We start from the raw sequence: 13,553 nt of genomic DNA, 5'->3' as shown, positions 1-13,553 counted from the left end.
TTCCGTTCGTTCAGATGGCACGCTCGCGCCCCTCCCAGTACGGCGCGCGGAGCTTGCGTTTGAGCAGCTTGCCGTTGGGCTCGCGGGGCATCTCGGCGATGAAGTCGATCGTCTTGGGCCACTTCATCCTGGCCAGCCGCCCCTCCAGCGAGGCGAGGATCTCGGCCGCCAGTTCGGGCCCCGGCTCGGCTCCGGGCGCGGGCTCGACCACGGCCTTGATCTGCTCTCCCCACTCGTCGTCGGGGATGCCGAACACCGCCACGTCCGCGACCTTGGGATGGACCATGATCTCGTTCTCGATCTCGGCGGGGTAGATGTTGGCCCCACCCGAGATGATCATGTCGGCCTTGCGGTCACACAGGTAGAGGAAGCCGTCGTCGTCCAGGTAGCCGATGTCGCCGACGGTGAAGTGGTCCTTGAGCCGGCTCGCCTCGGTCTTGGCCGGGTCGCCCTTGTACTCGAAGGACACGCCGAGCATCTTCATGTAGATCGTGCCGGGGGTGCCGGTCGGCACCGGCTCGCCGGTGTCGTCCACGATGAGCAGTTCGCTGATCGGCCAGGCCTTGCCGACCGTGCCCGGGTGCGCCCTCCAGTCCTGGGGGGTGGCCAGGGTGCCGCCGCCCTCGGTGGCCGCGTAGTACTCGTAGACGCAGTCGCCCCACCAGTCGAGCATCGCGCGCTTGACCGGCACCGGGCAGGGGGCGGCGGCGTGGATCATCCAGCGCAACGACGACAGGTCGTACCGGTCGCGGGTCTCCTCGGGGAGGGCGAGCAGGCGCTTGAAGTGGGTGGGGACCAGGTGCGAGTTGGTGATCCGGTGTCGCTCGCAGAGCCGCAGCGTCTCCTCGGCGTCCCACCTGTCCATGTAGACGAGCGTGTGACCCATGTGCAGGGCCGTGCCGCCGAACTGGGTGACGGCGGTGTGGTAGCTGGGCGAGGTGACGAGGTGGGCGTTGGGCCGCCCCGGCGTGATGCCGAACAGCGCCAGCAGCCCCGTCATCAGCTCGGCGCCGTCGTCAGGGTCGAGGCCGCTGAGCGGGCGGCGCACTCCCTTGGGCTTGCCGGTGGTGCCGGAGGTGTAGTGCATGGTGGCGCCGGCGGTCCGGTCGGCGGGCGCGGTGTCCGGCCGGCCGTCCGTCAGCTCGCCGATCGGGCGGAAGCCCGGGATGTCGCCCGGTACGGCGAAGCGGCGCTCCGGCGCGATGGCCTCGGCTCCGCGCGTGCCCTCGGCGGCGTGTCTCGGGTGCACGAAGAACGCCTTGGCCTCGCTGTCGGCCACGATGTAGGCGATCTCCGGCCCGGTCAGGTGCCAGTTGACCGGCGTGTAGTACCAGCCGGCCTGCAGGGCGGCGAGGTAGAGCACGAGCCCGTCCACCCCGTTGGGCATGAGGCCGCAGATGCCGTCTCCCGGCCGCAGCCCCAGCTCGCGCAGGCCGTGGACGAGCCGGTTGCAGCGGGCGAGCAGGTCGCCGGCCCGGTGCTCCGTGCCGTCGGGGTCCACGGCGGCGATCCACTCCGGATCCGCCTGCGCCAGCCTCCAGAATCCGAGCGTGCCCATGGGATCTCCTCGTCGGTGGTCGAGTCACCGGCCTGCCCAGGAAGGGTGAAACGAGAACAAGTTCTTGTTTGCCAGGGCAGCGTAACCCGCCCGCGAGGCCGGAGCAAGCGCTTGATTAAGCGTTCCACCGGGAACTTCCGGGAGTACAATCCCGTTACCTAGCAAGCGCTTGATACACGTTCCTGTGGAGGCGTCCGTGGAGCTCCTGCCGATCAGCACCCCCCACTGCCGCGTCGAACGCGACGGCCACGTGGTGGTCGTCACCATGAACCGCCCCGAGGCCCGCAACGCGCTCTCCTCGGACATGCTGGTCGGCCTCGCCTCCGCCTGGGCGTACGTGTCGGCCGAGCACGACGTCCGGGTGGCCGTGCTGACCGGCGCGGCGGGCACGTTCTGCGCGGGCGCCGACCTCAAGGCGATGGGACAGCCGTCCGCGGACCCCGACGTGCAGGCCCGCGCGGCGCGGATCCCCAACTTCCACTGGAAGGGACTGCTGCGCGAGGAGCTGCCCACCAAACCGATCGTCTGCGCGGTGGAGGGCTACGCGGTGGCGGGCGGCACCGAACTGCTCGTCGGCACGGACCTGCGGATCGTGGCCGAGTCGGCCACGCTTGGGCTGTTCGAGGCCAAACGCGCCCTGTTCCCCATGGGTGGCAGCGCCGTCCGGCTGCCCCGCCAGATCCCCTACTGCCACGCCATGGACCTCCTCCTCACCGGCCGCGCCGTGACCGCCGCCGAGGCGCTGTCGATGGGGCTGGTCAACCGGGTGGTCCCCGACGGGCGGGCGCTGACCGTGGCCCTGGAGGTCGCCGTCGACGTGGCCGCCTCGGGACCGCTCGCCGTCCAGGCGATCCTGCGCACCTACCGCGACACGCTCGGCCTGCCGGAGCCGGAGGCGCTCAAGGTCTCGGACGAGCTCGGCTGGCCGGTGATCGGCTCGGCCGACGCCCGCGAGGGCACCCGCGCCTTCAAGGAGAAGCGCCCGGCCACCTACGAGGGCCGCTGACGCGTAGCCCGTGGGGCTACACCGCGCTACAGTGGAGGCATGAAGGTCATCACGCAACGGGAGTTCCGCAACGACTCCGCTGCCGTCATGAATCAGGTGGAAGCAGGCGAGACCTTCCACATCACCCGGAACGGGGTTGAGGTGGCGGAGCTCCGTCCGCTGCCGCGCCACCGCCGGCTCAGCGCCGAAGAGCTCGTGGCGAAGCATCGACAGCTCCCGCGGGTCGACTACGCCGCCATGCGCCGCGAGGCGGACGACCTCTTCGGCGACGAGGAGATCATCGGCGATGATCCCTGGGAGCGGCGCCGTGCCTGAGCGGCACCCCCGAGGAGTCATCGACACCTGCGTCTTCATCGACCTGGCCGACCTCTCCGCAGACGCCCTTCCGGCACTCCCGGAGATCACGGCCATCACGCTCGCCGAACTTCACCAGGGTGTCGCGATGGCCAAATCGGCGGCCGTCAGGGCCGCCCGCCTGGAAAAGCTGGGTTCCGCCGTGGGCGACTTCGAGCCTCTCCCCTTCGACGCCGACGCCGCGTCCCGGTACGGGAGCCTCGTCGCGCTCACGCTCGCCGCCAAGCGCGACCCCCGACCGCGGCGCGTCGACCTGATGATCGCCGCCATCGCCTCCAGCCGGGGGCTGCCGTTCTACACGCGGAACACCGACGACTTCGTCGGCCTGGCGGATCTGGTGACCGTCGTTCCCGTGTGAGGTCAGGCGTCCGTGACGCGGCCGAGGCGGTCCAGGGCCTCCGTGTACTCCTCCACGAGGGCGTACATGACGTCGCGCGTGGAGCGCACCTGGTTGGTGATGCCGATGATCTGCCCGGCGGGGAAGGTGGCGAGCTCCGAGACGTCCGAGCGGCCGATGCGGCGCAGGGCGTCGGACACCAGCATGAACTGCAGCGGCATCGGCAGCGTCCCCGGCGACTCCTGTGACTCCCAGGCGTCGGTCCACTCGTTCCTGAGCAGCCGGGCGGGTTTGCCGGTCCAGCTCCGGGAGCGGACCGTGTCGCGGGAGGTGGCCTGCAGGATGCGGCGCTTGGCCATCTCGGGCGTGTCGGCCTCCTCGACCGTCAGCCACAGCGAGCCCGTCCAGACACCCTCGGCGCCGAGCGCCATACCGGCGGCCATCTGGCGGCCGTTGCCGATGCCCCCGGCGGCGAGCACCGGCACGTCCACCGCGTCCACGACCTGAGGGATGAGCACCATGGTGGTGATCTCACCCGTGTGCCCGCCGGCCTCGGTGCCCTGGGCGACCACGACGTCCACGCCCACCTCGACCTGCTTGAGCGCGTGGCGCGGGGTGGAGGCCAGGGCGGCGACCTTGACCCCGTGCGCGTGGGCCAGCTCGACCACGTCCGCCGGGGGCGGGCCGAGGGCGTTGGCCAGCAGCGCGATGGGATGCCTGAGCGCCACCTCCACCTGCGGGCGGGCCGTGGCGTCGGTCCAGCCGAGCAGGACCTTGCCCGCGTCGGCGTCGGACGACAGCGGCGGCACACCGTGGGAGGCCAGCAGGTCCGCCACGAAGCGCCGGTGCCCTTCGGGGATCATCGCCTGCAGCCGCCCGACCAGCTCGTCGGCCGCGAACTCGGCCCCCTCGTAGGAGGCGGGCATGACCACGTCGACGCCGTACGGCCTGCCGTCCACGTGGTCGTCGATCCACTTGAGCTCCATCTCGAGCTCTTCGGGGGTGAAGTAGAGCGCGCCGAGCACGCCCATCCCGCCGGCCCGGCTGACCGCGGCGACCACGTCGCGGCAGTGGCTGAACGCGAAGATGGGCAACTCGATTCCGAACATGTCCGTGACACGTGTCCGCATGGCCTGACAATACGTCGCGACAACGGCGAACTGCAACGCGTTCTACTCTAGAACCTTTTGTCGGTACCGACCAGTAACATAGAGTGGGAACCTGTTCTAGTTACCGGCTGTGACGGCGGCCGGGCACACGAGAGGGCCCGCACGGCGGCGGGCCCTCGTGGACTGCGGTGGGGACTGCGGGGGTCAGGTCGTGCTGCGGCGGCCCAGCAGGACGCCGAGCAGCACCAGGGCGACGCCCACGACGAGCAGCACGAGCGGGATGACGGTCGTCAGCAGGTTGATCTGGCTCTTGCCCTCCTGGGCCGAGGCGACCAGCCCGTCCACGGTCTTGTCGGTCATCTTGGCCGTGGCGACGAAGGCCGGCGAGCGCTCGACGCCGTCCTGGGTCTTGAGCACCTCGTGCCGCTGCTGCTCCTGCCTGACCGGGGCTCCGGTGGCGGGCTCGATCCAGAAGGTGACCTTGCCGTCGTACCAGCGGTCCACCTGCACGTCACCGGTGTCGTCCATGCCCAGCACGGAGGCCGGCGCGGTCAGGGTCTGCGTCTTGGTGGGCGGCACGGTCTGCTCGAAGACGTAGACGGGCAGGCCGTTGACGGAGTCCTCGCGGACGAACTGCGCGTCGAACGCCTTCTGGGCCGTGGAGTTGAAGACCTTGTAGGTCTTCTTCTCGGTGCCGAAGGGGAACTTGTAGATCTGGCCCTCGAGCGTCACGGGAGCCTTGCCGACGTTGACGCCGCAGCAGTTCAGGCCCTCGCCGGTGTACTTGTCGAAGGCGCTGCGCCGCTCGCTCAGGTCGATCTGGCGCCGGCCGTTGGTCACGTCGTTGACCACGGTGGCCTCGTCCCAGACCACCCGGCTGGAGTTGGCCTCCTTCACGTCACCGCGGGTGGTGACGATGATGTCCAGGTCGGCGGTGAGCACCTTGAGGTCCTGGCGCGAGAAGTACTGGGCCCCCTTGGCCTCCAGGCGCGAGATGCCGAACTGGTCCGCCGGGGCGGAGATGATCTTCTCGGCCGCCCAGAACTTCAGCAGCGGCGCCAGCGCGATGAAGAAGGCGCCGACCCCGATGAGGACGAGCGTGGAGATACGACCCATCAAAGGCCTCCGCGATCCTAGAACCTGTTGTCGTCTTGCCGATACGTCCGGCATCAAAGTATGACAGTGAGTGACATACGTCACCGGCCGGTACGGAGCCGCAATCAAATTGATAGAAACAGGTTCTATCGTGGCTTCCCTATGAAAGCGGGAAATATGTCCAGGCGAGCCGACCTGGCGCGGTCCATCCGGCTGTTCCGGGCGTTCCGCTCCGAGCAGAGCGACGGCGACGGCTACTACACGACCCTCGCCGCCGACACCGCCACGCTGCTGCGGCAGTACACGGACCTCGCCGACCGGCTCGTGCTGGACGTGGGCGGCGGCCCAGGATACTTCGCCACGGAGTTCCGCCGCCACGGCGCGCGGTGCGTGTGCGTGGACGTGGACGCCGGCGAGCTGGCCGGACAGGGCGCGCCCGGCGGCGGCCTGCTCGGCAGCGCCCTGGACCTGCCGCTCCAGGACTCCACCGTGGACGTCTGCTTCTCCTCGAACGTGCTGGAGCACGTGCCCGAGCCGTGGCGGATGGCCTCGGAGATGGTCCGGGTGACCAGGCCCGGCGGGCTGGTCTTCCTCGCGTACACCAACTGGCTCTCCCCCTGGGGCGGACACGAGACGTCGCCCTGGCACTACCTGGGCGGCCACCGAGCTGCCCAGAAATATCAGGAAAAGTACGGCAAGCCACCGAAGAACCACTATGGGCTGAGCCTCTACCCCGTCTCGGTCGCCGACGGCCTGCGCTGGGCCGCCCGCGAGCGGCAGGTGGAGCTGGTCGACGCTTTCCCCCGCTACCTGCCCTGGTGGTACCGCCCGATGCTCAAGGTCCCGATCGTCAGGGAGTTCGCCACGTGGAACCTGGTCCTGGTCCTGAGAAAGCGCCCCCCGCGGCGTCCGTGAACGAGCCCGCCGTCGAGCCCACCCCGCCGACCGGCTCCGCCGTCGAGCCGGCGCCGCTGACCGAGCCCGCGCGCAGGGACACCGCCCTCGACGGCATCCGCGCCCTGGCCGCGCTCGGCGTCTGGGTGCTGCACGTCGCCGGCAACACCGGCGTGATGTACCGCGACGGCATGTTCGCCTGGATGACGACGCGGCTGGGCATCGCCGTCCCGATCTTCTTCCTGCTCTCCGGCCTGCTGCTCTACCGGCCGTGGGCGAAGGCCGTCCTGCTGGACTCGCCGGCGCCCCGGCCGGGCCGGTACCTGTGGCGCCGCGCGCTCCGGGTGATGCCGGCCTACTGGGTCGTCACGGTGCTCGCCCTGGCGGCATGGAGCTGGAGCACCCTCGACTGGGCCGACTGGGCCACCTGGCTCCTCCTGCTGCAGAACTACTTCGAGCAGGGCCGGGCGCCCGAGGGCCTGTACCAGATGTGGACGATGCCGATCGAGATGGCGTTCTACGTGGTGCTGCCGGCGCTGGCCTGGCTGCTGCACCGCTGGACGCGCCTGGGCGGGCCCGCGGCCAACCGGCCACTGCGGCTGCTGGCCGGCATCGCCGTGCTGCCGGTCGTCTCGGTGCTCAGCGTGGTCCTCACGCACACGCTGGAGCAGCCGCAGCTCGCCCTGTGGCTGCCGCACCACCTCATCTACTTCGCCGCCGGGATGGCGATGGCGGTGCTGTCGGTGTGGATCAAGGAGCACAGGGCGGTGGACGCGCTCGCGCCGCAGCTCCTCGTGCTGGCGCTGCTGATGTACGTGGTGCTGAGCACCGAGCTGGCCGGGCCGCGCACCCTCACCCTGCCCGACATGGGGCAGTCGCTGTGGCGGATGGCGCTGGAGACCGCGGTGGCCGTCCTCGTGGTGGCGCCGTTCGCGCTGGCCTCGCGGCACGACTCGTTGCGCCACCGCGTGCTGGGCAACCCGGTGACCGCCTACCTTGGCCGCATCTCCTACAGCTTCTTCCTCTGGCACGCGCCGGTGATCACGCTGTACTACAAGGCGACCGGCACCGAGGCGTTCAGCGGCGACTTCGTGAAGGTGGCGATCCTGACCTTCGCCGGCACGATGCTGGTCAGCGTGGCCAGCTACCACCTCATCGAGGAGAACGCCCTGCGGCTCACCGGGCGCTCGTCAGCACCGGCTCCGCCTCCCGAAGCTCCGGCGTCACGTCCGGCGGCTCCTGTTCCGTGACGAACTGGGCGAACAGCACGCCCATGGCGGCGCAGGCGAGGAGCTGCGGGACGTGGTCGGCCAGCGGCTCCACGTCGGTCGCGTAGTCCCGCAACGCCATGGCCAGGGCCAGCGACGCCGTCGCCCCGGTGAACAGGGCGGCGGCCACCCAGTGCCCCACCAGCCACGGCCTGGCCGACCGGGTGGCCGGCCCGCGCGCCCGCAGCCACAGGCCGGCCACCACGGCGGCGAGGACGACCGCCATGCCGGGCCAGCTCGCCACCCAGCCGCCGAACGCCAGCCCCAGCGCGATCGCGTACGGCACCCGCCAGCGCGACAGGCGGGAGGCGGCCGCGGGCGCCGTCTCCAGCACGTGCTCGGGGCGCGGCCCGCGCATGACGAGGGACAGGACGGCGAGCAGCGCGATCCCGGCCAGCCCGAGGCCGAGCCCGAGCCGGTAGGGCCGGTCCGGGGTGTACTCCAGCCGCACGGTCCCCGAGGTGCCCGCCGGCAGCTCCCAGGCCTGCTTCCAGCCGTCGATCCGGGCGGGCCGCAGCGTCCGGCCGTCGATGGTGGCCTGCCAGCCGGCGTTGTGGTTCTCGTTGACGACGAGGAACGCGTCCTTGGGCGCATTCACCCGCACCTCGCGCACCGACGGCGACCAGGCGCCGGCGGCGGCGCCGCCCTCGACGGGGGCGGGCTGCTCGGGCAGCTTGCCGACGACGAGGTTCGTGACGCCGAACGGGTCCCAGCCGGCGGCGCGCACCCGGTTGTCGCCCGCCACCAGAGCCGCCTTCGAGCAGCCGGTGAACCGCACCGGTCGCTGTTCGAGCAGGTCGGCGTAGGTGCCGTTGACCCGGGTCTGCACCGTCTTGCCGTTGATCTGCAGTTGCGGCCCGCGCCCGCAGGCCAGCCGGAACGGGAGGCCCTCGGGGCGGCTCGCCGGGCTGACCCCGGGGATGATCAGCTCGGTGACCTGGAGACGCCGCGACACCGGGTAGAAGCGCAGCTTGAGCCGGCTCGTGGTGATGGGCTTGAACGTGAGGACGCCGTGGGCGTCCACCCGGCCGCTGCGCAGCACCCCCTTGTCGCCCGCCACGATCATGTCGAGCGGCTGCCGGTCGCCGCCGGGCCGGGCGACCTGGAGGCGGGAGACGGTGCGCCTGCCCTTCCAGCTCAGGGTGAGCGTGGGGTCGCCGTCGTTGGGCGAGGGGATCCAGGTGGTGGCGGCGTCGGCGTCGAACGCCGACCGCGGCGCGACCACCGCGTCCTTGCTGACCTGCGACGACCCCTCGACCTTGGTGAGGTCCTCGCTGAGGCGGGTGTAGCGGTCGACCAGCGCGGCGTCACGCAGCACGGCGGTGCCGCGCACGTCGGCCGGGCGCTTGCTTTCGCTGGTGAAGGTCCGGTCGAAGCCGGCGCCCTCCTCGTCCGGCCGGGCGAGCAGCGGGTTGCAGATCCACCGGTCGCGGTTGCGCATGCACTGCGGGCGGCCGTCCAGCCCGCGGTCCATCACGAAGACCTCGCCGCCCTCGCCGGGCATCCGGATCGTCCGGCCCGGCAGCACGCCGGGGACGGTGATCTCGCTGATGCCGACGCGCTGCACGAAGCTCCAGCTCTTGCCGTGCGTCTCCACGACCTCGATGCGCAGCCAGCTCGTCGCCCCCTGCGGGGCGCGCAGCCACTGCGGGTCGTTGGTCTGCCGGACGTCCTGCACCAGGCGGCCGGCGGCCGTCTCCACGGCCACCCGCTTGATCGACTGGCCGAGCAGCACGTTGTTGGTGAAGACCACCTGGAAGCGGGGGATCTGCCGCTCCTGGGGCAGATCGACGCGGAGCCACTCGCCCTGGGGGCGGGTCCAGCCGCCGCTCTCCCAGCCGGTCTCGTAGTCGCCGTCCATGGCCGCCCACGGGCCGCGTCCGGGCGTGCTGAGCCCGGCGACGGCGTCGGCGTCTGCGACCGAGGAGGAGGCGGTGATGGCCGAGATGCCCTCGTACTCGGCGGTGGCGGCCTCGTCCACCCACGCCTCGTCCAGCAGGTCGAGCTCCCTGACGCCGGTGAAGTCGGCCCGCCGCTCGGCGGGCAGGGTGGGCGTCCAGTTCGTCCGGATCTCGCCGAACTGTCGTTCGCGCAGCCGCAGCCCGTCGGTCACCACGGCCGGGACCTCGTGCTTGGGGGCGTCGTCGTTGACCAGCACGGGGCCGGTGCCGAGCAGGCCGAGGTCGCCCATGGTGAGCAGCGAGTCCGGGCCGCCGCGCACGCGCAGCGCCTCGCCCGCCGGTTGCACGCTCACCAGTTCGGCGCCGCCCGTCACCTCGTACAGCTCCAGCGCGGGGAACGGCCAGTCGACGGAGTCGACGACGTCGTCGGTGAAGGCGTCGCCCACCTCGCCGCCGAACGAGCGCACGCGGGTGATGCCGGGCGACTCGCGCAGCGCCTCGTGGATCCTGGTCGGCCAGGCGCCCTGCAGGTGGGCGCGCATGAGGTCGTTGCGTACGAGCAGGTAGTGCACGCCCATCCGGCGCAGCACCTCGGTCAGCCCGGCCGAGCCGTGCCCGGCGGTGAGCCGCTGGTCGACGGCGTCGAGCAGCCGGGTCATGCCGACGGACCCGGCGGCGGTGACCTGGCGGGTGGTCCAGCGGGCCTGGAACATCGGTTGCATGGGGTCGTCCATCGGCCGGCCCCACAGGTACTCGCCGAACTTGGCGCCGGGCACGATGAGCACGCCGTCGTCGCCCGCGTTCTCGTTGACCCAGGCCGCCGCCTGCCGCCAGTAGAGCGGCACCTCCTTGAACCCGCCGGGCGCGGCCAGGCCCTGGTTGAAGACGGGCAGCACGAGCCCGGCGAACGACACCAGGGCGACCGCCCGGACCGGCACCCTGATCCGCCCGGCGACCGTGGCCAGCAGGTGGGCCAGCCCGAGGGCCAGCGGCAGCCGCACCAGCGGGTCGAACTTGCGCAGGTTGCGCAGCGGCGCGAGCGGCCCGTCGAGCAGCCAGCGCACCGGCTCGGCGACGATCGGCTCCAGCGCGCTGACGTGCCCGGCGACCAGCGCCGCCACGCCCACGAGGAACAGCCCGGCGAGGAAGCCCTTCGCGGGCAGGTCGCGCCGGGCCAGCCCGGCCAGCCCCAGCGCGGCGAGCAGCCCGGTGACGACGACCATGCCGGCCGCGGTGGCGATGGCGTAGCCGGGCGGCTGCTCCGGCACGCCGCCGACGGTCAGGTAGCGCACCCAGTCGGACGCGCCGCGCAGCACGTTGGTCAGCGAGGTGACCTGCGTGGTGGTGGAGGCGTTCTCGGTGTAGGGCAGGAACGAGAAGGCGTAGCGGCCGACGAGCAGCAGCGGCAGCCACCAGAACAGCGTGGCCACGCCGACGGCGCCGGTCCACCAGCCGAGCAGCCGCCAGCGCGGCACCGGTCTGGGCCGGGTGAGGATGTAGACCACGGGGGCGACGAGGACGGCCAGCACCGCCACCGCGTTCACGCCGCCGCACAGGGCCACGGCCAGCCCCGACCTGATGGCACCGCGGGCCCGCTGGCCGGTCTCCGTCGCGGTGAGCAGCGGGACGAGGATCCACGGCAGCATCGCGGCGGGCAGCCACTCGATCGAGATCTCGCCGAGGATGGACAGCGCGCGCGGCGCCAGCGCGTACGCCAGGGCGCCCACGACCCGGGTGCCGGGCGTGCCGATGCGGAGCTGCCCGGCCAGCCGTTCGGCGCCGAGGAACGCCACGCACAGCAGCAGCGTCAGCCAGAGCCGCTGCGTCACCCACGGCGCGACGCCGAGCAGGTCGCCGAGGACGAAGAACGGGCCCATCGGGAACAGGTAGCCGGCGGCCTGGTTCTGGAGCTGGCCGAAGTGCTGCAGGTCCCACAGGTGGGCGGCGCGTTCCAGCCAGCCGACCGGGTTCAGCGCCAGGTCGATCTTGGTGTCGCCGATGACGCTGCCCGGCTCGGTGGTGAAGGACAGGACGGCGAAACCCAGACAGCAGATCGCCAGCCAGAGCCGATGTCGTACCTTCTCGCTCACCGTTCCTCCCAGGCGGGCGGGGTCCGTCCGAGCATGAGGGCGGCCAGGTGTCCGGCGCTGCGGTCCCAGCGGAACCGGGCCGCCCAGTCGCGGCATCGCGCGGCGTAGGCCTCGCGCCGCCCGTCGTGCAGTTCGTCGTGCAATTCATCCAGGGCCGCGGCGATGCCCTTGGCGAGGTCGACCGCGCCGTCCGCGCCGTCGGCGCTCTCGGGCACGAGCCAGCCCGTCTCGCCGTGCCGTACGGCGTCGCGCAGGCCGTCCACGTCGAAGGCGAGCGTGGGGACGCCCAGCGCGGCGGCCTCCAGCACGCACAGCCCCCAGCCCTCGCCCTGTGAGGCGGTCACCTGCAGCCAGGCGGAGGCGATGAGGCGTTCCTTGTCCGGCTCGGACAGGTAGCCGTGCAGCGTGACGCCCTCGGGCAGCCGGGCGCGCAGCGCCGCCTCCTCCGGGCCGCGGCCGACGACGTCCACGGTGAGGCCGGGCCAGCGCCGCCGCAGCTCCGGCACCGCGTCGAGCAGCAGGCCGACCCGCTTGTGCGCGACGAGCCGGCCCACGCAGACCAGGCGCGGGGCGGGGCTCCGCCGGACCGGCGGCGCGGTGGTCACGGTCACGCCGTTGGGGATGATGTGGATGGGCCCGGTCCAGCCGAGTCGCTCGCGCATGGCGGTCACCGTCGAGGGCGACACGGCCACGCTGTCGTGCCGCCGGTAGGTCCGGCGGGAGACCGGCCCCTCCAGGAACCTGCCGACGGCCGCCAGCCAGCGCGGCAGGTGCACGCCGAACTGCCGGTCGTGCACGTGGTGCACGACGCAGATCACCCGGGTACGGCGGGACAGCACCCACGGGGTGAAGAACGGGATGCCGTTCTGGCAGTCGAGCACCGCGTCGAACAGGTCGCGCCGGACCAGCAGCCACAGCAGCACCCGGCCGTAGACGGTGAAGGCGCCGCCCATGCGGGCGATCCGCACCCCGTCGATCCCCTCGGCGGCCCGCTGGCCGGGGGCGCGGGCCGTGACGAAGCAGACCCGGTGACCCGCCGCGGCCAGGCGGCGGGCCATCTCCCAGGCGTACGTCTCGGCGCCACCGGCTGCCGGATGCCACGGATCACGCCAGTTGACGACGGCTACGTTCACGGATATCCGACGGGGTCGAGCGGCGGCTCCCAGGCGGGCCGCGCGGCGGTGCGCGGCTCGGTGCGCAGCGTCAGCCAGATCCTGCCGAGCTCCAGCAGGATGCCGGCGCTGTGCCGGGCCGGTGAGAAGCGCGAGCCGGGCATGTCGCGCCACTGCACCGGGATCTCGTGGACGCTCGCGCCGCGCTCGGCGCACCGGGCGAGCAGTTCGACGTCGAAGGCGAAGCCGGGGGTGCGCAGCCGGGCGGCCACCTCGCGGACGAGCGGGCCGTCGAAGAACTTGAACCCGCACTGCGTGTCGCTCACCCCGCGCACCAGCACCTTGGCGAGCGAGCGGAAGCCGACGGCGCCCAGCTCGCGGATGCGGCTGTGCCGGTTCTCCACGTCGGAGAAGGCGTGCGCCCGCGAGCCGACGACCACGCGCTCACCGGTGAGCAGCAGGCCGAAGGCGACGTCGATCGCACTGAGGTCGGTGGCCATGTCGGCGTCGCAGAAGCCGACGAAGGGCGCGCGGGTCTGCAGCAGCCCGGCGCGGACGGCGGCGCCCTTGCCGGGGATCGGGCACTCGACCAGGCGGACCGGCACCGGTCCCCGCGGCCAGGTCCTGACGATCTCGGCGGTGGCGTCCGTGCTGTCGTTGTCGACGACGGTGACGGCGGTCGGGAACGGCATGCGGGCAAGCTTCGCGCACAGCTGCAAGAGCCCCCCGGGGAGTCGTCCTTCCTCGTTGTACGCGGGAATGACGATCTCGAGCAGTGGTCGTCGACTCGTCCTCTCGTCCCCTTGGAGGGAGGGCGGCATGGCGGCTG

General features: G+C 72.1%; 11 protein-coding genes. 5 read left to right on the top strand and 6 right to left on the bottom strand.

From position 1 onward, the window contains the following. Nucleotides 1–10: 10 nt before the first annotated feature. Nucleotides 11–1,558: an acyl-CoA synthetase gene (locus tag FHU36_RS36365; protein ID WP_185088574.1), complete on the bottom strand. Its 1,548-nt coding sequence runs from the start codon at nucleotides 1,556–1,558 to the stop codon at nucleotides 11–13. Nucleotides 1,559–1,754: 196 nt separating this feature from the next. Between FHU36_RS36365 and FHU36_RS36360 the strand changes: the two genes are divergently transcribed. The 3 genes from FHU36_RS36360 to FHU36_RS36350 are packed head-to-tail and all read left to right on the top strand — an operon-like array spanning nucleotide 1,755 to nucleotide 3,276. Beyond that, complete coding sequence (locus tag FHU36_RS36360; RefSeq protein WP_185088573.1) at nucleotides 1,755–2,564, top strand: crotonase/enoyl-CoA hydratase family protein; 810 nt, start codon at nucleotides 1,755–1,757, stop codon at nucleotides 2,562–2,564. A gap of 39 nt (nucleotides 2,565–2,603) precedes the next feature. Beyond that, nucleotides 2,604–2,879 carry a type II toxin-antitoxin system Phd/YefM family antitoxin gene (locus FHU36_RS36355; RefSeq protein WP_185088572.1) on the top strand — a complete coding sequence of 92 codons (276 nt, stop codon included), beginning with the start codon at nucleotides 2,604–2,606 and terminating at the stop codon, nucleotides 2,877–2,879. After that, a complete protein-coding gene (locus FHU36_RS36350) occupies nucleotides 2,872–3,276 on the top strand; it encodes a type II toxin-antitoxin system VapC family toxin (protein WP_312892081.1) in 405 nt (134 codons plus the stop codon). Before FHU36_RS36355 ends, FHU36_RS36350 begins: the two co-directional genes overlap by 8 nt. 2 nt (nucleotides 3,277–3,278) lie before the next feature. Here the strand turns inward: FHU36_RS36350 and FHU36_RS36345 are convergent, their stop codons facing one another. Beyond that, on the bottom strand, nucleotides 3,279–4,385 hold the full coding sequence (locus tag FHU36_RS36345; protein WP_185088570.1) for an NAD(P)H-dependent flavin oxidoreductase: 1,107 nt from the start codon (nucleotides 4,383–4,385) through the stop codon (nucleotides 3,279–3,281). A 183-nt stretch (nucleotides 4,386–4,568) separates the two neighbouring features. Next, on the bottom strand, nucleotides 4,569–5,480 hold the full coding sequence (pgfA, locus tag FHU36_RS36340) for a cell envelope lipid trafficking protein PgfA (RefSeq protein ID WP_185088569.1): 912 nt from the start codon (nucleotides 5,478–5,480) through the stop codon (nucleotides 4,569–4,571). A gap of 156 nt (nucleotides 5,481–5,636) precedes the next feature. Here pgfA and FHU36_RS36335 point away from each other — a divergent pair, with 156 nt between their 5' ends. Both FHU36_RS36335 and FHU36_RS36330 read left to right on the top strand, forming a co-directional pair. Further along, nucleotides 5,637–6,374: a class I SAM-dependent methyltransferase gene (locus FHU36_RS36335; protein ID WP_185088568.1), complete on the top strand. Its 738-nt coding sequence runs from the start codon at nucleotides 5,637–5,639 to the stop codon at nucleotides 6,372–6,374. Further along, on the top strand, nucleotides 6,371–7,603 hold the full coding sequence (locus FHU36_RS36330) for an acyltransferase family protein (RefSeq protein WP_185088567.1): 1,233 nt from the start codon (nucleotides 6,371–6,373) through the stop codon (nucleotides 7,601–7,603). The genes FHU36_RS36335 and FHU36_RS36330 overlap by 4 nt, the downstream gene beginning before the upstream one ends. Here FHU36_RS36330 and FHU36_RS36325 read toward each other — a convergent pair. Genes FHU36_RS36325 through FHU36_RS36315 form a run of 3 tightly spaced genes read right to left on the bottom strand, consistent with a single transcriptional unit; the run spans nucleotide 7,530 to nucleotide 13,545 of the window. Further along, nucleotides 7,530–11,612 (bottom strand): alpha-(1->3)-arabinofuranosyltransferase domain-containing protein, encoded by a 4,083-nt coding sequence (locus tag FHU36_RS36325; RefSeq protein WP_185088566.1) that lies wholly within the window; start codon nucleotides 11,610–11,612, stop codon nucleotides 7,530–7,532. The two genes, FHU36_RS36330 and FHU36_RS36325, sit on opposite strands and share 74 nt — an antisense overlap. After that, nucleotides 11,609–12,745 (bottom strand): glycosyltransferase family 4 protein, encoded by a 1,137-nt coding sequence (locus tag FHU36_RS36320; protein ID WP_185088565.1) that lies wholly within the window; start codon nucleotides 12,743–12,745, stop codon nucleotides 11,609–11,611. Before FHU36_RS36320 ends, FHU36_RS36325 begins: the two co-directional genes overlap by 4 nt. Further along, nucleotides 12,742–13,545, bottom strand: coding sequence for a glycosyltransferase (locus tag FHU36_RS36315; protein ID WP_185088564.1), 804 nt, complete (start codon nucleotides 13,543–13,545; stop codon nucleotides 12,742–12,744). The genes FHU36_RS36320 and FHU36_RS36315 overlap by 4 nt, the downstream gene beginning before the upstream one ends. Between the last annotated feature and the right edge of the window lie 8 nt (nucleotides 13,546–13,553).

Source organism: Nonomuraea muscovyensis (assembly GCF_014207745.1).
Lineage (GTDB): Bacteria > Actinomycetota > Actinomycetes > Streptosporangiales > Streptosporangiaceae > Nonomuraea > Nonomuraea muscovyensis.
The sequence above is the reverse complement of the archived record's forward strand: the minus strand, read 5'-3'. Positions and strand labels throughout refer to the sequence as shown.